The sequence below is a fragment of the Paenibacillus algicola genome (assembly GCF_005577435.1).
Taxonomy (GTDB): Bacteria; Bacillota; Bacilli; order Paenibacillales; family Paenibacillaceae; genus Paenibacillus_AQ; species Paenibacillus_AQ algicola.
Map to the genome: position 1 here is coordinate 1,062,263 of NZ_CP040396.1, position 19,230 is coordinate 1,081,492.

The window sequence follows — 19,230 nt, forward strand, 5'->3', positions numbered from 1 at the left end:
CTTTTCATGCAATATACTGCAAAATTAATAGAATTAAGCCCTTTAATTGAAGAAGAAGCTGTACTTGAAATTAATGGACAAAGATTAGTTGCTTTTATCAATAACTGTCCTTTTGAGATAATTCAAGGAGGACAGTACCTAGTTGAAATGGAATTGGCAATACTTGATGACTTCGTAATATCTAAGATTGATTCAGGTGAAAAAAGTATTGAACAGATAGGAGATAGTTTTTCGCATTTTATAAGAGGTACCTTGAATATTGATACTGGTAATATAGACGCAGGCATAATATTCGAGGTAGATAGTGAATTTCTTTTCGACTATGGATATCTTCATAATCAAAACGTACAAATTCGGGCAGATAGATTAAGCGTTGATTTTATTGGGTCTGTCAATAAGTTTGTGTAAACTCTAAATCAAGAGTTCCCCTGTTTAGAGAAGAAGATGCTCTTTAAGGCAGATGCTGGCCAATCCGTTCAGGATAAAAGACGGATAATTGAAGCAGGATCTGACCCCAGTTTTGGACTCGGCCTGTCCACTTGCGGGTGACATCGACCGTCACCAGATAGAGCATTTTGAGCAGCGATTCGTCCGTAGGAAAGATGCTTTTCCCTTTCGTTACTTTACGGAGTTGGCGGTGGTAGCTCTCAATCATATTGGTCGTATAAATAAGCTTGCGAAGCTCAGGCGGGTACTTAAAGAACGTGGCAAGTTCTTCCCAGTTGTTGCGCCAGGAACGGACAATGAGTGGATATTTGGCGCCCCAGATCTCCTCAAACCGATCCAATTCCAGCAGAGCCATCTCCTCTGTTGTGGCCTTGTAGATGGGCTTTAAATCCGAGGTCACCTTCTTGAGATCTTTGTAGGATACATAACGGGTGGAGTTGCGGATCTGGTGGATGATACATTTTTGGATTTCCGTGCTGGGATAGCATGCTGAAATCGCTTGTGAGAAGCCCGTAAGGTTATCTACACAAGTAATGAGAATGTCCTGAACACCGCGATTTTTCAATTCATTGAGCACACTGAGCCAGAACTTTGCAGACTCATTCTCACCAATCCACATGCCCAGGACGTCTTTGTTTCCATCCAAATCAATGCCAATGACCATGTAAGCAGCCTTGTTGACAATAGCCCCATCCTGTTTCACCTTGAAATGAATGGCGTCCAGAAACACCACAGCATACACGCTCTGTAGGGGGCGATTCTGCCACTCTTTCACGAGAGGGATAATCTTATTGGTCACGTTGGAGATGAAGGTCGGAGAGACATCGAGGCCGTACAGCTGCTGCAGATGGTCCTGAATCTCACGAGTGCTGATGCCTTTAGCATAGAGGGCGATAATTTGGTCCTCAATGCCTGTCACATTGGACTGATGTTTCTTGACCACTAACGGCTCAAACTCACCTTCACGGTCTCGAGGTACCAAAATTTGCTGCTCACCATATTCACTGGTGATCTTCTTTTTGCTCTTGCCGTTTCGGCTGTTTGTTGTCTGCTTGCTCTTCACGACATGCTTCTCGTAACCCAAATGCTGGTCCATTTCGGCCTCCAGCATTTCCTGAAGTGTTTCTGCAAACAGATCTTTCAAGGCGTTTTGTGCATCCTGCGCGGTCACCAGATTATTCTCCTTAATGAAGGCCCGCAGCTGTTGTTTATCCCAAAGTCTCATGTGTTCTCCCAACCTTTCTACTATGTTTCATTTTAATAGTTTTGGGAGTTTACACAATCTATTTTACAGACTCATTTTATTGGGTGATATGATGAACGAACCTTGATTGGCTAAGTGCCTTTTATTTAGCCCCCAAATGAACTTGGACAATACACCCCTTATTCCGATACACTGAAATCAGTCGGAGGGGAACGCAGCATGAATTGGATCCCAAGATGGTGCTTCGCTGGGCGAAGGAGCTCAGCCGCTCGGATCTGGAACAACTGGACGGATCCGCATTGAAGCAAAGCGCCTTCATCCCAACGGCATCGGATTATGCCACCTTGGAGAAGGGGCATGAGAAGCTGAAGAAGCTGTATGCCGAGCAGGCGCTGGAGCGAGAAATCCTCCGTGGCCTTTAAAAAAACGAATCCAAACTTGAGGATAAAATAGCCATCGCTCAGAAGTACATTCAGTTGGGGCATGCCATTCGTCTGGTGCTGCGCATTTTAGACGTGGAGCGTTCGACGTATTATGCACATGTGAATCGATCTGAACATCACGAACCTATCCACAGGAGCGGTCGCCCCGCGCCTGGTTATTCAACCACGCAAGACGGCAAGCGGATTAGCGATGAACAAGTGAGCGAGTGGATCATGGAACTGCTGGCGGACGAGTATACGTCCGTCTACGGATACCGCAAGCTGACAAAGATGCTGCAGCGTGAGCATCGTCTGGTGATCAACAAGAAGAAAGTCTATCGGCTGTGCAAAGCCATGAACGTCCTGCGGCCCCAGCGCCAGGTGAAAGTTAAGCACCCGAAGCGACTGGCCAATAATCGGCTTCTCACAGGCTCCAGTCAGCTCTGGGAAACGGATATTAAGTATGGGTGGGTCGAAGGCGAAGGGCGCTTCTTCTTCCTGCTGAGCATCATCGATGTGTTCGACCGGGCGATCGTCGCTGATCATCACGGCCTGTCCTGCGAGGCCAAGGACTTGGTTCAAATCACGCAGGAAGCGCTGATGAAGCGCCAGCTCTTTTGACAACACGAATCGGCCTGTCATTCGCTCTGACAATGGTCCCCAGTTCATTAGCCATCGCTTTGCGGAGGCCTGTGCACAGTTTCAAATCGTTCACGAGCGCATTCCACCCAAGACGCCAAACAAGAATGCGCATATCGAATCCTTCCATGCGATTCTGGAATCGGAGTGTTATCAGCGGCACGAGTTTGAGAGCTATCAACAAGCGTATGAAATCGTCAGCAGCTTTATCCACAACTACAATCACAAGCGAATCCATGGTAGCTTATACGATCTGTCGCCGTACGAATACCGAGAGGCAATTCAACAAGGGATGGTGGAGCCCAAGGTCATCAAAGTGTAACCGCCGGAAGAAAAATGACGAAAACCGCAACAACCTTAAGCAATTCTATGCAATTGGTCGAATAAGAGGTGCGTGGCCGCGATGGTGTACAGACTGACATCAACGGCCTTTATACCATGCGCGCGCGATATTATAACCCGGACATCAAGCGGTTTATGAACCGCGATGTGCTGCGAGGAGAAGTGAGCCTGGGGCTCAGCATGGACCGCTTCGCGTATGTAACCGGCAATCCGGTGACGTTTGTGGACCCGCTGGGGCTGGATGCGATTCAGGCGGGGAAGCGTAAGGGTGGGGTAATCTTAATAGAAAAGAGGCATTTAACAATGCGAAGGATTTAGCAGGTGTACCTAGGTCCCAACAACCTACACGTCAATGGCAAGTCGGAGATAATATCAATAAAAAGGGTGGCGACTATAAAAATTATGAGTACAGTTCAAACCCAACTCATCATGGGCGTTACTATGAATACGATACCCCTCAAGGAAAAAGGGTTATTGTAGAACATATAAATGATGGAAGACTGCACACACATGCAGGAAAACCAAAAGACGGTGCTAATCCATTTGAGTATGATTTTAAGAAAGAAAGATACTCTAATATTTATGGTCCGAATGGAGACCATCACATTTATTACAATAGATAAAGAGGTAATTGTGATGTCATATCAAAATGAAAAGATATTAAAGAAAATAGCATTGATGAATGCTAAAAAAACTTTAAATCAATTATCATATATAGAGCTTATTGATTTTGAAGATTATGATTCGCAGTGGTTGAAATTATTTGAATTTCCATTGAAACAATTCCGTAGGATAGATTCTGAACCAACATATTCTAAACCTATTGGAGATACTATTGGTTTTATATCTTGGTTTGAAAGTTCTTTGGATTTTCTAAAGGAAAATAATGAATGGGTTATTCTGGTGCCAAATTGTCAATCTCCCGTATGGGCTAATGTTAGAGTGTTCGATATTACAAAAGCAATTGAAGAACTTTGGGAAACATCAGAAAATCGTGATATAATATTAGCTGATAAGTCTACGGGAAGTATTGCTCAAATTTTTGTAGAAGAAAAAAATTATGAGATTCATGTTGGAAAATGTGATATAACAAACATAGACAAGAAAAATAATTAACTTTTTTATTACTACCTTGATTGGCTAAATGCCTTTCAAGGTTTTTTTACTTTGCTTTAGATTAAATCAGCTGATATTGAGTGAGAGAAAAAGAAAATGACCTGTATGAGAATCGAGATCTCATGATGGTTGTACCATCATGGAGTATCGTTTTAATACTTGGAGAAACGAACAAGAACGAGAAATAGGCGAGATGACATATTTTACATGGCAAGGGTGCTATAACATGAAATAGCTAACAAACTAACGAGAATGACAAAGCTCGTGGCGATAACAATGGGTAACCTATTTAGCCCCCAAATGAACTTGGACAATACACCCCTTTATTCCGATACACTGAAATCAGTCGGAGGGGAACGCAAATGGAGAGAAAACGGTACGATCTAAATTTGACACCCTGCATGCTGATGAAACGCGGGTGCAGGTATTGCAGGAGCCCGGGAAGGTCGCGACGAGCGAGTCGTACATGTGGCTGTATCGTAGTAGACGCAACGGCCCGGAGATCATCTGCTTTGAGTATAAGCCTTCGCGCAAAGGGGAACATCCTAGGATGCTCTTTCAGGTTGTAGGTAGCAGAAGTTCGGATGTAATCACAAAAACGGAGGCAGGTCAACCGAGGAGTAGAGGAAATCCGAAAAGGAAATCGACTCTCAGGACCAGCTGCAATTCAATTAAATGGGATACGAAAGAAAGGTCAAATAGCGCTACAATTTGATCTCGCACAAGGATTAAATTGGAGTCAAAGTTAAATGCAGACGAAAGGACCTGGAAAGGAATAATCCCAGGTTCTTTCTAGTGTTACTCCGTAGAAGGCTTGTTTATCGACTGTTACAACGAAGAAATGTTGCTAACGACTTTGGAGTAATTGAGTGTCGTATTAACCGCCTTTCTAAATGCCTTGTAATAGCTGATCAGTTACGAATAACGCAACTGGACTGCAGGTAGCCAGATATGATGAAACAAATTAACCGCTCCTAGTAAGGAGTAAGACTTTTAGACGAATGTGGTGACTCCCTCGTAGAGTCTTTTTTATCTGCTTCTGGGAAGAATGGGGTTATGATTGAGAATGTTGCCTAATGAAATAACCGTGTCTAACTTTTGGGGGTCACTTCGAATCTTTCTGCAAAATAAGGATATTTTCATTTACGCATATTATTGATGCTACCTAATGAGTAAACAATAAGAGAGAAAACCAAGAAGAAAACGATAGGTTCATTTATTAAAAAATAAACGATTGCTATCATTACTAGACCTATTACATTCTGCGTAAAGAGTTTTTTTGTCAACGTCCATCTAACATTCTTCATAATAGTATAGCTAATTAAACTAAAAACCAGATGAGGAATATATAATATTAAGAAAAACAATACAAATACAACCGCATCGCCAGGATCACTATAGCTGGTATCCCCTGATACCAAAGAATTATTTACATTAACTAAAAGAAAACTGTACAAAAGACTCATAATAAGCGGGACAACACACAGATTCAATATTAATTCCTTCTTTAATTTGTTCATGGAATACTCCTAAAAGATGTAATTTTTATTTTATGATAAAACATATATACTAAAATGCCAAACATTAACATATAAGGTGATGCCAGCAGAGTTGACATCACCTATTTAAGTTATTTAAACCAATCAATCCCGTGGACTCTGACCATACTACCAATATATCTATTGTGGGTAGGTGAACCATACCAACGAATTTGATCATTCTGAACTACTCTCATCGCTGTAGATCCAGAACCATCGAGTACAATAGAATTAACTGGGTTAAGTCCGACTTCTTGAAGAGCTACCTTCAAATTGGGAACTGTAACAGAGGTTCCATTAGTCACCATTAAATACCCATAAGTATTATTCCAAGCCAATACAGTACGCCAAGCTGCAAGATCATAAGCTTTGCTGAATAGAGCCGAAGTCCAACTATCCTTATTATAATTTTGCCCACCTATAACAGCTTGAGCAGTTGGATAATTCGCGAGAACTTCATCCAGGTTTCGAGCATACATATGAGTAGCTCTCATTATGTTATTACTATCCAAATAGGATACGAAAATTTTACGCGAGTACTGAAGGTTGGGGGGGATTGATTGGCAATCTGTCTCGCCAAGAGAAATACAAGAACTGACAGAAAGAATGTTTGATGCTGAAAATGTTCCCAAATCTTCCAGGCAGAAATATTATAATTCCTTTAATCAATATAATTTTAGGGAGTGAAGCTAATGGAAAAGATAAAGCAGTTACTCACACAAATAAAAACTTTACCCAATTGTCGTATCTTAAAGTCTACTGGGTTACCCATTATTGACGAAACAAAGCATATTTTACCTAATGATTTAAAAGAATTTTATAGTCTCTGTGGTGGCTTAGTTCTATTTAAAAATAAAGACTATCCAATCATTTCGTGTCTCCTGAAAAGTTTATCTTAGCCAATCCAATAATTGTGGGAGAATTATGCGAAGAAGATATTTCATCTAATTGGTATATTATCTGTAATGATGGAACGGATGAATACTTAACTATTGACCTCAATAAAGACAGGATGAAATTGATAGCTAAGTATTAGAAAAATTGACCTTGATTGGCTCCATGCCACTCAAGGTTTGGAGTTGTCAATAAAAGTGCAGTTTGAAAACACACTCATACAGAAATCTCGTTACTACGCTGCTTGTGACAGCATTCTCTCACGATATATAGTTGGGGGCCAACCCCCAGGACTAGAGGTATAGATGCGCCGTCTGTTGTAGTAGACCATGATATCTGAAGATGACTGATTTAATATACGCCATTGGATACTGCGCGGTAAAGGCATGCTAGCTCTATGGGTACATCCGTGAACGACGGGATCGAAGGTAATGGGAGTTATACTGTGGACAGAATAAAAAAAGAGTTAGTAATGAATTTAACTGTTGTCTCTATTTTTTTGAGTCTTTTGCATAGTTTTCTGTTAGTTAATGTAAATCAATCATTGGTATCAGAAACTCCTTTCGTGAGTGATCCAGGTGACGGTGTTGTATTTGTATTGTTCTTCTTAATATTGTATCCCTCTCATTTGCTCTTTAGTTTCCTAAGATATTTAGTTATGAAAAAAATAATTGGTCATTAACTAGTAGATGTCTCATCCTAAATGTAATAGGTCTAGCAGCGATTGCAGCATCTTATTTTCTATTAAAAGATGTAATCGTGTTTATCATGCTTATATCACTCGTAGTATATACAGTAATAACTATTTTAGTTCACCGTTTAAATGATTAATTTTAAAAACCTTATTTATTAGGACTTTTATCCTTCTTTATTTTTTAATTGTGACTTTTTAGGATGGAATGCGTTTTTAATATTTAAAGGGATTATTTAGTTTAAATGTAATTGAATATATAGGGAGGTTTAAACATGGCTAAAAAAAAAGCATGGGGATAGCTTTAATAATCAGTTTAGCACTAATGTCTGGCTGTGAAAGCTCTACGAAGACCAAAGAAACAAATATTCAACCCAAAGATATTCAAACATATAATATGATTGTTAAAGAGGTCTACAACGATAATATTCCATTTGCACAGGATGGAATCTTTTACACAGATTCTGGAAAGATTATTGTAGGTTTAAAGGAAGAGAATGAAAATACTAAACAACTGAAAGAAAAACTTGAAACAAAGTTGAAAGATAAAGTGAAATTCATAGAGGTCGAATACTCAAGGTCAGATCTCAATCAGGCTTTAAATAAGTTGAAAACAAAATTGAAGGAAATTGATGATGCTGGTATAAAAATGACTCATATCGGAGTGGGAATTTCTGAACAAAAAGTCAATTTTGTTATTAATGAATTCGATAAACAACAGTTTAAAGACGTAAATGATGTTGAAAAATTCATTGAAAATTTAGTTACGAAACAAGAGAAAGAGATGCTTGATATTACTTACAATCCTGGCATGAAAACAGAAGTTGGAGGATAAAAATTTGCAATACAAATTAAGGCTCATCCAACGTTTGCAGTGCCCAATCAGGGTTTGCTCGCTGGTACGATGCGCAATTGTAGGTTTTATCAATATGAATATATTAAAACCGCATAGTCAGGTCTGACACCGGACTACGCGGTTAGTTTGTTTAGAGTAATTTTTTGCCAATGAAGACAATTACTATATTTATTGCCAGAATAAAGAAAAACGATATCCCGTAAATACCCGCTTGTATAAGCTGAACGAGTCCATCAGGAGCACTGCTCCAGAGCCATATGAACCCTGCAAGCAGAATAACCCCGTTTAAAATTGTAGCAGTCAATAGGGTTTTTAAGCTGCCGTGCTTAATACCCCGCACACTAATAACAATCGTAAGGATCAGAGAAAGAAATATCGGCGCCAACAATTTCATTAAATCCTCTTCCAAGCACATCACCTCCTACATCTAAATGTAATATAAAAATGAGTAAATTTGTGGTCGTTTTTCTAAGTTTTGTCCAAGAAACTCCTGCGCCTCCACGCTGTACAAGGGGAATCGTTCCGAACCAAGGCTCATCCCCGCCAAGATTTTGATGCTCCTTAGTATATTTCGTGTTGGATACATCAAAGTTAGTGGGGGCGCCGTTCTTCGTTCCGTCTATCATTAATTTCTATCCCTAATTTTTATCATTAGGAAGCATAAGATTTTCTTTATCTATCTCGCTATCTAACCAATTTGATATCAGATTTTGTGTATAATCTAAATCTTCCGTATCAACATCATAGTACCAAGTGCTGCCGATCATTTTCCCGTTACCATGTAACATGTAGCTTTCAAAATCAGGGGGCGTATCATTTAAATACAAGGTTTCAGCTAAACTAAAAATAAAATCAGGATGCATATTTGTAGTGAAGTTAGAACCAGCTATATCAATCAAGTCTGGAACTTTTGTAATATTTTTCAGTTCTAACACTTTATCCATCATGGATTCTATAAAGATACGTTGGCGTTCAGTACGTTTAAAGTCAGAATCCTCACGATAACGAACGTAATTCAAAGCATCTTGGCCATCATAAATCAATTTGTTAGGGTCTATTCTCAATTTTATATGTACTGGATTTTTATTTTCAATCACTTCTGTGATAGGAAGCTTCACTCCTCCAACAGCGTCGACGAGATTTATGATTGCATTAAAGTTTACAGTTCCATAATAATTAACTTTTGATTTTAGCAAGTTCTCAACCGTGTCTATAGACATTTTTTCCTCTCCATAGGCGAAAGCTGAATTAATTTTTGATTTTACATCCCTTCCTACAATTTCAGTGTAAGTGTCGCGGGGGATAGAGACTAATAATACTTTATTATCTTTAGGGCGAATTACTGAATATATGATAGTATCTGATCTACTGGCTTCTTTGTCGCGCTGATCTATCCCAAGAAGAAGTAAGGAAAAGGGTTCATTTTTGAACGATTGATTATCGCTATCCTCGTATCCTACTGCTTTGTAAGATTTATCTAGACTTGTTTTTAAATCTTCTTTTAGTAGCGAATTAAAGGCAAATATAGATAATTCTTTTCTAAAAAGATAGCCAACACCAGCCATCATAATCAGGATTAATAAAGAGAGATAAATCCATTTCATTTTATTAGTTTTTCTCACGCTTTTAAGATTCCTTGACTCCATGAAACTACACAACTCCTCAAGAAGACATAAAAAAACTGTACCTTCCAATATCAAACTCAATCATTGGACTGTCAACAGTAAATCAGACAACTTTTTTAAGGGCCGCAGCTTTATACTGAACGGGTGTCATGTAACCTAGTGAACCATGAACCCGGTGTTTGTTAAACCAGTTCACATAATCATATAATTCTAGCTTTAGATGGTGGAGACTCTGGAACGACATCTGGTTAATGAATTCGGTTTTCATTACTTTGTAAGTCGCTTCAGCAACGGCGTTGTCGTAAGGACAGCCCTTCATGCTGAGCGAACGACCGATGTCAAAGGTCTTTAACAACGTATCCATGGCCTGGTTTTTAAACTCACTTCCACGATCCGTGTGGAACCACTGAATGTCGCTCAAATCGCCTTCTACTGTGGCAAAGGCGCGGGAAACTAGAGCAGCGTCCTTACGCGGACCTGCACTGTGCCCAATAATTTCTCTGTTGAATAAGTCGACCAGTACACAAATGTAATGCCACTTGTGCCCGACTTTTACATACGTCAGATCGCTGACGACAAAGCGTTTTGCTTCTGTTTGGTTGAACTCACGTTTCAATACATTGGCTGTGTTTGCATCATTACAAGCCGTTCTATGCGGCTTATACTGAGCAATCGTGTACGTGGACACAAGACCTTGCTCTTTCATAATCCGCCCAATACGGCGTCTGGAAACCGTGTATCCTTGCTCCTGGAGTTTCGTTTTAATCTTCCGTGTCCCATAGACTTTGCGGTTGCTTTGAAAGATCGCTACGATCGCCTTCGTAAGAATGCTCTCGTCTTCGCTTTCTTTCTCGCTTACTTCATAGTAAAAGGTGCTTTTAGGGATTTGTAGGACGTTACACATTGCTGATACCGAGTATTTATCACTATTTTGTTTAATGATGTTTACTTTCGTCCCATGATCAGCGCGGCTTGCTTTAAAATGTCATTCTCCATTCGAAGTTGTTTAAGTTCTTTTCGAAGCGCAATAAGTTCATTCTCTTCTGCGCTTCTATTGTCTTTTTCAGAAAACGAGCCTGAGGTTTGGGATTGTTTGATCCAGCGATCTAGCGCAGATGGGCTGAGCTCATACTCATTTGCAATGGCTGCTCTGGTTTTCCCATTTTCATATAACTGAACCATTTGTCTCTTAAATTCTGCTGTAAATGTACGTCTTTCTCTTGGCATAGTAGATCCGCTCCTCATTGTGATGATTTCATTCTACTAGCCCCTAATTTTCCTGTCCAACTAAGTGTAGCCGATTCACATTTATATGATTGAGCTAGGGAAACCCCGCTAATCTTCTATAGCAGAAATACTTATATGCATTACTTTTTACTGTATTAATTTGGATAATATATCTCTATGCATAACCCTATTTTAGCGTAATTTCCAAAAAAAACAACGATTTCCTTGGAAAAATGTACTACTTATCGATTTGTACTCGCTCAAAATCCAAGTGCAAGTTAGCTAAGAAGCAGAATTACCTGAATACACATTTGGTGCATTATTCGGAGGGAAATAGTAATGTCCGTTAGTGCATAATTCTCAAGTCAAATACCTATAAAGCTTGCTATACACAGACTGCTCCAGTACTAGATTAAGATGCACAACAGAAATGGAGTTGCCGTTATTATCGAGCATAGACCCCTAGACCGCGCTTTGAGGATCGGGATGAGCTTTGCCCAAATAATAGAACTCCGTTCCTTCTGCATCGTCCTTTTTGATGAATACATGAAGGTCGATTCCCTGCTCGTCTGCCTCAAGGATCGTTCGGACTTCTTCCGATTCCAGAGTTCGTCTGCTTCTTGTGGACCACTTCAATACCTCTGGAGAAATGAATTCCTCCTGATAGTTCGTGCTTGCTTCAACCCCTTCATGCTTATGATAGCTGACAAAGATGGGGCAGGTCTGATACTTCGTCTTGTACCCATACATGGTGGAGCTTTCATCACTCAGCCAATTGAGCAGCTTACAGGAATCCTTCCGGGAATACTTTTTATAGAGCGTAAGGTGTTCATGGCAATCATATTGCTCCGTGATATGTGAAGCGGATTGGATGATGTCGGTAAGCATTTCCTTAAAATATTCATTGTTCTGCATGGACTGCAACAACACCGGATGAAATACGAACTGCTGCGCTTCCGTGAATACGACGACGGGGGTGTCACCATATTTCTTCCTTGTCGGCTCCGTGAAAAAGGACATGTCCAGCACACGTTTCACTGAATCCAGCGTTTGCGAATCCACAGAGGATCCATGCTCAGCAAGAGCGTGTACCCATTCCAGGGCTGTAACACTTGACTCTTTTAATAACCTGCTCAGCAGAACAATCTCATGCCTGCGTTTACCATTCATCACTTCCGCCGAAAGCATAACCAAATACTTTTTCTCTTGATCGGTTAGCAGAGGGACAGGCTCCTTAATCTTTTGCAAAGAAATGATAATAGCTCCCGTGCTCATCTGAGAAAATCAGCGGATCGATCGAGCCGTGCTCCAAGTAATCCAGGTGCGTAGGGATGCGGTTTAAACGATTTTTGAGCTGGATATATTCTTCTCTCAGGATCTTCAGCGCGGTTAAGCTACTATTGCTCATCGATTGAAAGACTGAAGTTTTGAATTACATTCGAATTACATTCGAATTACATTCGAATACACATTTGGTCATAAACTTCGTTTGCTCTGGAAATCACCCGTTTCATAAAGGCAAGCTATGTTGATTCTAATGTGATATAACTTCTTATAGAAATTTCCATAGGCCTTCAATTAAATTGAAATCTGGTGAATACCTTGGCAGAAAAACGAACTGCAGCCGGGAATGCTCCTGTAATTTGATTTGTACTTGTTCAAGGTGATGATTTCGGCCATTATCTAAGATCATCACGATGTTGCCTTGGAGATAGGATTGAAGTCCGCGTCCAGAACGGGAATAAAAAGCTGGAGTATCAATCGCTCACCATCGCAGTAGAGTACGTGGCCCGTCTCATAGTACAATACGCCAAACAGCTTCTTTTAGGAGTGGACGATTTTAGAACGAGTAGTTCTTTATTTCACAATAGTGTATACGGGCAGACAGTCAAGCACTGATTTTGAGGTTTTTAAAATTTTTTCTTAACTTTCTATTAAAATTATTGTTATTTAGTATGCAACCAAAAAAAACAGAAAAGGAGGAAAGTGTGTCTTGATGATCGTTGGTATAAAATGTTTAAAAAACTTATGAGTGCATGATTTTTATTGGTATGACATTTTCAGTTACTGTTTATGCTTCGATAACAGTGAGAAAGAAGGCGTTATTGTTAAAGAATACTCTTATGTTGATGAAGAAGAAAATATTGTTTTAGTTCAAGATAAGGCTTATAACCCACTTTCAAATGGAGAAAATAGTAAGCTTTTAGCAGCAGCCCCAAACTGGAATGCTAAACGGAGTTGGGGAAAGCCTTCAAGTTTCCAGTTCCACAAGCGCAGTTTCATTCAACTGGTACCTCAACTTCATGTATCCTAATACTAGAAAAGACTCAACAGGTTGGTAAAGGTTAATTTAATAAAATAGGGAGGCGGGGGGAGTTAACACCTTCCTCCTTAGTGTAACTTAGGATGTGAGTGGATGATTAAATGGACAGCTTGGCCATTGATGATTTTTGTTTTATTGATCGCTGCCGGATGTTCAGGGGATAACGAAAACAAACCAGATAATCTGGAAGAAAATATGCTGCCGAATGCCAGAGAGGAACAAGGTTTTTCACTGGGTTTTTACGATCAAGAGATGCAAATTGAAAAGGAACGGACATTTGAAATAGAAACAGACGATTTCTTGAGAAACATACTATTTAGAAATAAGACTAATATGGACCGTTCTTTTACACTCATCATTTTTAGTAACGGTGAACAGAAAGAATTTATAGTGAACGGCCAACGAGAGAAGGTCTACCATTTTGACCTCGAAAGTCAACAAGAAGCGAACATGCTCGTGAAATTGGTGAATATTGAAGATGGATTTCATGCTGTAGATTATATTATTATGGAGAACTCAGACATTGTTATAGATTCAAATGATCTTACTGTGGCTGATGAACTTTCGAGGATATTTAATGTCAGAGTTAATTTGTTTAAAGACATGAATTCGATACCGACGGAACGCCCTTCGTTGACTCAAATAGGCGAAGACTTAACAGAATCACGAGTCGAAGGTTTACTGATCAATAAGCACGATAAATTATACAGTGCCTTATTGCAGACAGAGAGCAAAGAAACGGTAGTGTTCGATTTGGTTTACGGTAATCTTGGAGAGGATCATTTGGATTTTTATTTGGTCAGCCTCATTGATTGGAAGCAGGAGAGAATGAATGGTAGTTTAAAGATTTACGACGATCTGGCGAGTCAGGAAAATAAGAAAATGAAGGTTTCCGTTGAAAATCCGAAAGAAGGAAACAATCTAAGGGTAATTATGCTAACCAATCCGTTTACGCCTCTCACAGAAGAGTCGCCTTTTACTTCAAGCCCCAAGGCAAGTTTTAAGCTAGAATTAACAAAATAACCCTAGGCATCTCATTCCCAAGAGATATGAACTCTTCCTGCTCATTTTTTAATAGTCGCTCCATTTTGGAGCGGCTTTTGTGCGCTTGGCAGCGCATCGTACCGGGCAGTGGAGTGCTACGAGTTGTGAATTTGCTCGGGGAGTTAGGGGAGCATTAATATAATGAGGATGTTATCAGTACAATAGGGCCGAACACCGTCTGCGGAATGCCTTCTGGAGCGAGTGGAAGGACCTGGCTCACATTTCGAGTGGTTAATGGAGAAAGGAAGAATTATATCATGGTAGTGGATTTTTTAAGAGATTGCAAAAGGATAATCAGATTGAAAAACTTAGAAGCCTGGGATATTACGGTGAATTCAAAGAGCTGTAGAATCATTATTATCGATAAAAACAGACCTAGTGAAGATAGTGATTATCCGTGGATTCTAAATGGCATAGGAGAAGATAGAAGAAAAAACCATATAACTGTTAATGTTATCGCCATAAGTAAGCTATCTAATGATGAAGAAAACCTGTTATATCAGGTTTCTGAACACTTGATTGAACATGTAGCATTAGCCCATTGTAATGTAAGTGTTCTTTTCAAAGTGAAAGATCCGGAACAGTCTTTAGATGAGTTTTTAGCAGAAAACGTTAATTTGAATTATCGAGAGATTCCGTTTGATAAATTTATTCATTTTAGCCAAGATTAATTTAATGCGTAATCAACATGTAGAAGCAGCATTTTTATATTTGAGTCATTTTAGAAATGATAATAAAATTGTAAGTGACTATTCTGATTGCAAATCAATTCAGAAAAAGCTGATGCCGAGATTGAATCGACGTCAGCTTTTTTACTTATCCTAGCCAAAAACTTTTAAAAAAATCATACCTCCTTCAGCAGCTTGCTATACAGAGCTTTTCAACTTGAAGCGTATAGTCATGTGCATTAAATACATGGACATATTGGTTTAATGTTATTTTTCCGATATCATTGATCGTGTGAAATACAATTACAGGATGTCCACTGGAATTATAGTGAAAATAGGGCTCCCAATTCCGGTTAATAGTAGGATGGAATGACGCGGGAGCGATTCTATGGTGATTTCCAGCAAGCTACCCGTGAGATGAATCTGACTGTAGAGCATATGCATCAGGTTCATGTCGAACTAAAGCGTGCGGCAATCAAGTTCAGAACCTTGGATAACTGCATGGACCCAAGTGCTGTAGACTCGGGAACGCTCGCGAATTTTGGGGGGACATCAGCGGCCGGGACGGATGGGTCGACAACAGCAGAAACTAAGGGCTCGGATCATACCCTGCTGTTTACAGATAAAGACGGTCAGACCGTCGCGGAATTCAGCAGCAGCTCTAAAGTGGAGGACCTGATCGGAGAGTATCAGGAAGATGAGGAAGGTAACGTTACGTTTGCTGGGCAGAATGGGTCCCAACTTTCCGTTAACACCGATAATTTGGACCATCTGCTGGAGCAGTATAAGGATGAGAAGGAGTTTTTCACAAGACCTGAGGTTCTCTATGCTCCTCGGACTGGCACAGCCGATTTTTTACAGTATGCGGTGGACAAAGGCTATGACCCCATCACGTTCGAGCACATGGATCCTAAGTTCCCGGAATTTATAACGAGGGAGGCTCTACTCCCAGTGCTCGAAATAAATCAGCCTGTTTTTGCGTTACCTCGCCCAAGATTCGACCGTGTCCAGGCGCTTCAAACCGCTCTATTGTGTCTAATTCATCCAGCAGCCCTTGCATTGTCCAGGAATCAAAGAGTCCGGCATCTTGCATGCGTTTCTTGACATAAGAAAGGTAAATAAGTGCAATAAATTCGACAAATAGCTTGCCATTTAGTGAAGTTTCCGAAGAAACTTGCATTCTGCGGAAATTCAGTCGCTCTTTCAAATTGCCAAATGCCTTTTCTACGATGTCCTTGCTGCGGTACAGTGACAATGCTTCATCGGGAGCTTTGACTTCATTGGAGAGCAAGGCAAAGTAGCCATAGTTTTGAGCCGCCTCCAGCATCTTGTCCTCTCTCGGTACAATCCTGCGGCCGCGCTTCGGGGTCTCGGTCACTTCGAAATACTTGGTGTAGTCCTTGCGGCAATGCTCGCGCAGATTGCCTTCCTGCAGATCTCGGTGCAGGCTCGTCAGATACTCATTCATATCCGCTTGGTCTCTGGCTGCTTTCTCCGGATTGTAATAGAGCAGGAGATAGGCTCGGCGCGTCTCTTGTAAGATATCGCCTTTGTACGGCCTCTCTTGCTCGTAGGCCCACTCGATTCTTTTGCAAATGCCGTAGGTGCCATACTGCGAATAAAAATTCGACCAGAGCTTGAGCCGCTCCCGTTCCTCTTCCAGATGTGCTTTCACGTAGGAGAGATTCAGTTTGACGCCGATGATAAATTTTTGATGGTTCTGATACAGATGATCCACATTTCGCTTGCTGTAAAAGCCCCGATCCAGTACAACGTTTACTTTCTTGTAGCCCATGATGTGGAACTCTTGCATGAGTTGCCGGACCGTCTTGACGTCCGTCACATGGCCGGGAAGCTTTCGGTAGTAGAAGGGCAGGCCCGATTCTTCGCCAAAGAGCAGGGCCAGATTGATTTGCGGCAACCGGTCATGCTCCTTGTTCTTTCCCTTCTTCACTTGCTTGAGAATCTCGGAGTAACTGGAAATCGTGGTAATGTCGAATGCCCAGTACTCCTTTTCGATGCGTCGTCTGCCTTGTCTTTCGAAAAAGGCCATGCGCTGCGCCTCTTCAATAGACTGGAACAGTTCGCTGCTTCGCTGCGAAGGAATGTCTGCTCCACAGGGATGAATATGCATGCGCTGCCAGTGAGAAAAGCGGCTGAGCGAGTTGTTTTCTTCCAAGATGAGATAGTAGGCGATAGACAGAAGCTTCTTGTAGCTGTCCGGGAAACACGCCTTGAGATCCGCTTCAACGCCAGTTTCCTGGCCGATTTGATCGAACAGGTAGGTTGCGCCGTAAAAACTGCGCAGAAAACCGGTAATTGGTACGGGGCCGCGCTTCTTGGCAGGGGCGCCTGACTCTGCCTCCGGCTCTCTCCGATACGCTCGGGTGGACACAATCTCTCCTGTCTTGGGATCGACTTTCCCGATGAGCGTCCGTTTTGCCCGAGACTGCTGTTTTTCTTTGTCCCAGTAGGGCTCGTTATTGTAGGCATAGGTAATGCCTGTCTTTTTATTCGTTTGATAAATGATAGCCATAATGAACACCAACCTCGTTACACATTTTATATGTATGACGAGGTAAAATCAACCATTTTTTTTAAGGAAACTCCTTGTCACTACGCGACTTTTTCGTTCAGCATCGTTACACAATCCGGGAACTCAGGATGGATGAGACACTGAATCCCCATGCCCAGAATGTGATGAACTTTAATCGGATGCGCAATGTGGTCAGCGATCAGCTGCACAACGAACCGATCCGCATCCAGATCCGGGATGCTGCAGATACCGGACTCAATGCCATTCCGGTGCTCGGCACGATAAAAGGAGCGGTGGAGCTATATACCGGTAGAAGTATGGTGACGAATGAAGAGCTGTCAACGGTGCAGAAAGGGTTTACCGTGGCCTCCATGATGCCCCTCACAGCCGCTTTCCGGCCTGTAGGTAAGATGTTTAAGGGAGTGGGTAAAAGTGTGGATGATGTGGTTGAGGGAATAGGTAATGCTCCAGTCCCTATAAAACCCGATGGGGGAAGCAATCCTAGAGATTTTGTTAATCCCCATTCCGAAAAGCACCTTTATGACCCAAGTAGACCATCTACCCCGAATAGGTCACAATATCGGAAGGATGTTGATGTAGAGAAATTAAGGCAAGAAACAATGACTAATCCTGACAAGGCATTTTCAAACTGGCCAAACCCCAATAATCCGAATCCAAACCGAATAACAAAGTATTATAAAGAATTTGATGGAAACATCAGTACGCCTGATACTCCAACGGGAAGTTACAGAGTTTTTGAGCATCTAGATGACCCTACCAGAAGTTCATACTTCCCTTATGTGCCAAAAAATAAAGAATGAGTGGGTGAAAGAACGTGAGTTTATCATTGTATCATGCTTATTTACCTGAAAATCATGCGCATTTTGTTCCGGAAGAACAAGTTATGCAAGAAGGAATACAATCTTTTACAGAGTCTAATAATCGTTATAGCAACGGTGGTAGAGTGAAAATTGAAAAGACTGAAAGTTTGAGACCTGTAAACACCCCTAATTGGGTCAATTTTAAAGAAGCTATAGGTGTTGATATATCTAATCGTTTTTTCAAGTCATATTGTTTCCCAGTGTTTACGGATAAAATTCGTGTATTTGATGCTGATATTTCTATTTCTATTTATGACCAGGCATTCTACGATGATTTCAACGCTTTTGATGAGGAAGCATTAAATTTTGATACCGGAAAAAGTATAGAGTATTGGATAAAATTGTATTGGGACAGCATGATGACACTTCAAGAATACTTTTTGAAAAGACCTTATCCAAAACCAGAGATACTAGTTTTTGAGTCAATACCTAAAGAGATTATTCGAGTATGTGAAAAAAATCATGATAATATGGATTGAACAAAGAATGCTAGAAGTTAAGATTTTTGAAAAATGAATCGAATGAGTTGAGTCTGTAACATAGTTTTATATAAATTTAGAAAAAGCTGGTGCTGAGATCACATTGGAGTCAGCTTTTTGGTGTGTTTATAAGTTTGTGTAAGCTTTAAATCAAGAGCTCTCCCCTGCATACCGCGATTCTTTAATTCATAGAGCACACTTAGCCAGGATTTCGCAGACTTATTCTCACCCATCCACATACCCAGAACATTTTAACAGACCATTAGCTAATAGTAGGTCGATTTTCTCAATTGAACCA

Annotated in this window: 24 protein-coding genes and 3 pseudogenes; 16 read left to right on the forward strand and 11 right to left on the reverse strand. The window is 40.7% G+C overall.

The window, feature by feature from the left end:
• Window positions 1-6 precede the first annotated feature (6 nt).
• Complete coding sequence (locus E6C60_RS04620) at window positions 7-408, forward strand: hypothetical protein (protein ID WP_138224749.1); 402 nt, start codon at window positions 7-9, stop codon at window positions 406-408.
• Window positions 409-451: 43 nt separating this feature from the next.
• Here E6C60_RS04620 and E6C60_RS04625 read toward each other — a convergent pair whose 3' ends face one another.
• The gene (locus E6C60_RS04625; protein ID WP_138224659.1) at window positions 452-1,672 is read right to left on the reverse strand and encodes an IS256 family transposase; all 1,221 of its coding nucleotides are present in this window, start codon (window positions 1,670-1,672) and stop codon (window positions 452-454) included.
• A gap of 203 nt (window positions 1,673-1,875) precedes the next feature.
• On the opposite strand from E6C60_RS04625, the gene E6C60_RS04630 reads away from it, so the two are divergent.
• The 7 genes from E6C60_RS04630 to E6C60_RS04660 all read left to right on the forward strand — a co-directional run bounded on the left by E6C60_RS04630 (window position 1,876) and on the right by E6C60_RS04660 (window position 4,885).
• Complete coding sequence (locus tag E6C60_RS04630) at window positions 1,876-2,073, forward strand: hypothetical protein (RefSeq protein ID WP_138224750.1); 198 nt, start codon at window positions 1,876-1,878, stop codon at window positions 2,071-2,073.
• 54 nt (window positions 2,074-2,127) lie between these two features.
• On the forward strand, window positions 2,128-2,694 hold the full coding sequence (locus E6C60_RS04635) for an IS3 family transposase (RefSeq protein WP_138224751.1): 567 nt from the start codon (window positions 2,128-2,130) through the stop codon (window positions 2,692-2,694).
• 85 nt (window positions 2,695-2,779) lie between these two features.
• Window positions 2,780-3,034 (forward strand): integrase core domain-containing protein, encoded by a 255-nt coding sequence (locus tag E6C60_RS21585; protein ID WP_407669150.1) that lies wholly within the window; start codon window positions 2,780-2,782, stop codon window positions 3,032-3,034.
• Between the two features lie 68 nt (window positions 3,035-3,102).
• On the forward strand, window positions 3,103-3,372 hold the full coding sequence (locus tag E6C60_RS04645) for an RHS repeat-associated core domain-containing protein (RefSeq protein ID WP_175415197.1): 270 nt from the start codon (window positions 3,103-3,105) through the stop codon (window positions 3,370-3,372).
• A gap of 53 nt (window positions 3,373-3,425) precedes the next feature.
• The gene (locus E6C60_RS04650; protein WP_233281213.1) at window positions 3,426-3,677 is read left to right on the forward strand and encodes an HNH/endonuclease VII fold putative polymorphic toxin; all 252 of its coding nucleotides are present in this window, start codon (window positions 3,426-3,428) and stop codon (window positions 3,675-3,677) included.
• Between the two features lie 13 nt (window positions 3,678-3,690).
• Complete coding sequence (locus E6C60_RS04655) at window positions 3,691-4,170, forward strand: hypothetical protein (RefSeq protein WP_175415198.1); 480 nt, start codon at window positions 3,691-3,693, stop codon at window positions 4,168-4,170.
• Window positions 4,171-4,567: 397 nt separating this feature from the next.
• Window positions 4,568-4,885 (forward strand): IS66 family transposase, encoded by a 318-nt coding sequence (locus tag E6C60_RS04660; protein ID WP_138227628.1) that lies wholly within the window; start codon window positions 4,568-4,570, stop codon window positions 4,883-4,885.
• A 424-nt stretch (window positions 4,886-5,309) separates the two neighbouring features.
• Here the strand turns inward: E6C60_RS04660 and E6C60_RS04665 are convergent, their stop codons facing one another.
• Complete coding sequence (locus tag E6C60_RS04665) at window positions 5,310-5,690, reverse strand: hypothetical protein (RefSeq protein ID WP_138224753.1); 381 nt, start codon at window positions 5,688-5,690, stop codon at window positions 5,310-5,312.
• Window positions 5,691-5,800: 110 nt separating this feature from the next.
• Window positions 5,801-6,187, reverse strand: a complete 387-nt coding sequence (locus E6C60_RS04670; protein WP_175415200.1) for a hypothetical protein — start codon at window positions 6,185-6,187, stop codon at window positions 5,801-5,803.
• Between the two features lie 82 nt (window positions 6,188-6,269).
• On the opposite strand from E6C60_RS04670, the pseudogene E6C60_RS21440 reads away from it, so the two are divergent.
• From E6C60_RS21440 to E6C60_RS04685, 3 genes and pseudogenes are all read left to right on the forward strand, one after another.
• Window positions 6,270-6,395, forward strand: a pseudogene (locus tag E6C60_RS21440) (sugar-binding protein); the annotation flags it as partial.
• Window positions 6,396-6,400: 5 nt separating this feature from the next.
• A pseudogene (locus E6C60_RS04680) lies at window positions 6,401-6,723 on the forward strand (SMI1/KNR4 family protein); the annotation flags it as partial.
• 862 nt (window positions 6,724-7,585) lie between these two features.
• Window positions 7,586-8,128 carry a hypothetical protein gene (locus tag E6C60_RS04685; RefSeq protein ID WP_138224756.1) on the forward strand — a complete coding sequence of 181 codons (543 nt, stop codon included), beginning with the start codon at window positions 7,586-7,588 and terminating at the stop codon, window positions 8,126-8,128.
• 151 nt (window positions 8,129-8,279) lie between these two features.
• Here E6C60_RS04685 and E6C60_RS04690 read toward each other — a convergent pair whose 3' ends face one another.
• From E6C60_RS04690 to E6C60_RS04715, 6 genes are all read right to left on the reverse strand, one after another.
• Entirely contained in the window at window positions 8,280-8,558 is a 279-nt protein-coding gene (locus E6C60_RS04690) for a hypothetical protein (RefSeq protein WP_138224757.1), read from the reverse strand.
• Window positions 8,559-8,787: 229 nt separating this feature from the next.
• A complete protein-coding gene (locus E6C60_RS04700) occupies window positions 8,788-9,795 on the reverse strand; it encodes an LCP family protein (RefSeq protein WP_138224759.1) in 1,008 nt (335 codons plus the stop codon).
• Between the two features lie 82 nt (window positions 9,796-9,877).
• Window positions 9,878-11,019 (reverse strand): IS3 family transposase gene (locus E6C60_RS04705; protein ID WP_407669130.1). Its coding sequence is split into 2 segments (ribosomal slippage): window positions 9,878-10,755 and window positions 10,755-11,019, totalling 1,143 coding nucleotides; the frame shifts between segments, so codons are not numbered across the junction.
• Between the two features lie 444 nt (window positions 11,020-11,463).
• A complete protein-coding gene (locus E6C60_RS04710) occupies window positions 11,464-12,249 on the reverse strand; it encodes a DUF3427 domain-containing protein (protein WP_175415201.1) in 786 nt (261 codons plus the stop codon).
• Window positions 12,236-12,409, reverse strand: a complete 174-nt coding sequence (locus tag E6C60_RS21115; RefSeq protein ID WP_217496381.1) for a DUF8090 domain-containing protein — start codon at window positions 12,407-12,409, stop codon at window positions 12,236-12,238. The genes E6C60_RS04710 and E6C60_RS21115 overlap by 14 nt, the downstream gene beginning before the upstream one ends.
• Before the next feature lie 144 nt (window positions 12,410-12,553).
• On the reverse strand, window positions 12,554-12,763 hold the full coding sequence (locus E6C60_RS04715) for a transposase (protein ID WP_397333528.1): 210 nt from the start codon (window positions 12,761-12,763) through the stop codon (window positions 12,554-12,556).
• Window positions 12,764-13,033: 270 nt separating this feature from the next.
• Here E6C60_RS04715 and E6C60_RS21120 point away from each other — a divergent pair, with 270 nt between their 5' ends.
• The 3 genes from E6C60_RS21120 (at window position 13,034) to E6C60_RS04730 (ending at window position 15,039) form a co-directional block, all read left to right on the forward strand.
• Window positions 13,034-13,315, forward strand: a complete 282-nt coding sequence (locus E6C60_RS21120) for a hypothetical protein (RefSeq protein WP_138224762.1) — start codon at window positions 13,034-13,036, stop codon at window positions 13,313-13,315.
• Between the two features lie 102 nt (window positions 13,316-13,417).
• A complete protein-coding gene (locus E6C60_RS04725) occupies window positions 13,418-14,347 on the forward strand; it encodes a hypothetical protein (protein ID WP_138224763.1) in 930 nt (309 codons plus the stop codon).
• 278 nt (window positions 14,348-14,625) lie between these two features.
• Window positions 14,626-15,039 (forward strand): hypothetical protein, encoded by a 414-nt coding sequence (locus E6C60_RS04730; protein WP_138224764.1) that lies wholly within the window; start codon window positions 14,626-14,628, stop codon window positions 15,037-15,039.
• A gap of 922 nt (window positions 15,040-15,961) precedes the next feature.
• Here E6C60_RS04730 and E6C60_RS04735 read toward each other — a convergent pair.
• Window positions 15,962-17,572 (reverse strand): IS1634 family transposase, encoded by a 1,611-nt coding sequence (locus tag E6C60_RS04735; protein ID WP_138224736.1) that lies wholly within the window; start codon window positions 17,570-17,572, stop codon window positions 15,962-15,964.
• A 128-nt stretch (window positions 17,573-17,700) separates the two neighbouring features.
• On the opposite strand from E6C60_RS04735, the gene E6C60_RS04740 reads away from it, so the two are divergent.
• Together E6C60_RS04740 and E6C60_RS04745 are read left to right on the forward strand one after the other, a co-directional pair.
• A complete protein-coding gene (locus E6C60_RS04740; RefSeq protein WP_233281143.1) occupies window positions 17,701-18,393 on the forward strand; it encodes a pre-toxin TG domain-containing protein in 693 nt (230 codons plus the stop codon).
• A gap of 14 nt (window positions 18,394-18,407) precedes the next feature.
• Complete coding sequence (locus tag E6C60_RS04745) at window positions 18,408-18,932, forward strand: DNA polymerase III (RefSeq protein ID WP_175415203.1); 525 nt, start codon at window positions 18,408-18,410, stop codon at window positions 18,930-18,932.
• Window positions 18,933-19,096: 164 nt separating this feature from the next.
• Here the strand turns inward: E6C60_RS04745 and E6C60_RS21650 are convergent.
• Window positions 19,097-19,183: pseudogene (locus E6C60_RS21650) on the reverse strand (transposase); the annotation flags it as partial.
• Between the last annotated feature and the right edge of the window lie 47 nt (window positions 19,184-19,230).

Excerpts from the sequence above, each read along its gene's own strand:
- E6C60_RS04620 (WP_138224749.1), top strand. The coding sequence starts at position 7 with ATGCAATATACTGCAAAATTAATAGAATTAAGCCCTTTAATTGAAGAA.
- E6C60_RS04625 (WP_138224659.1), bottom strand. The coding sequence starts at position 1,672 with ATGAGACTTTGGGATAAACAACAGCTGCGGGCCTTCATTAAGGAGAAT.
- E6C60_RS04655 (WP_175415198.1), top strand. The coding sequence starts at position 3,691 with ATGTCATATCAAAATGAAAAGATATTAAAGAAAATAGCATTGATGAAT.
- E6C60_RS04665 (WP_138224753.1), bottom strand. The coding sequence starts at position 5,690 with ATGAACAAATTAAAGAAGGAATTAATATTGAATCTGTGTGTTGTCCCG.
- E6C60_RS04670 (WP_175415200.1), bottom strand. The coding sequence starts at position 6,187 with ATGTATGCTCGAAACCTGGATGAAGTTCTCGCGAATTATCCAACTGCT.
- E6C60_RS04685 (WP_138224756.1), top strand. The coding sequence starts at position 7,586 with ATGGGGATAGCTTTAATAATCAGTTTAGCACTAATGTCTGGCTGTGAA.
- E6C60_RS04700 (WP_138224759.1), bottom strand. The coding sequence starts at position 9,795 with ATGGAGTCAAGGAATCTTAAAAGCGTGAGAAAAACTAATAAAATGAAA.
- E6C60_RS21115 (WP_217496381.1), bottom strand. The coding sequence starts at position 12,409 with ATGAGCAATAGTAGCTTAACCGCGCTGAAGATCCTGAGAGAAGAATAT.
- E6C60_RS04725 (WP_138224763.1), top strand. The coding sequence starts at position 13,418 with ATGATTAAATGGACAGCTTGGCCATTGATGATTTTTGTTTTATTGATC.
- E6C60_RS04730 (WP_138224764.1), top strand. The coding sequence starts at position 14,626 with ATGGTAGTGGATTTTTTAAGAGATTGCAAAAGGATAATCAGATTGAAA.
- E6C60_RS04735 (WP_138224736.1), bottom strand. The coding sequence starts at position 17,572 with ATGGCTATCATTTATCAAACGAATAAAAAGACAGGCATTACCTATGCC.
- E6C60_RS04740 (WP_233281143.1), top strand. The coding sequence starts at position 17,701 with ATGGATGAGACACTGAATCCCCATGCCCAGAATGTGATGAACTTTAAT.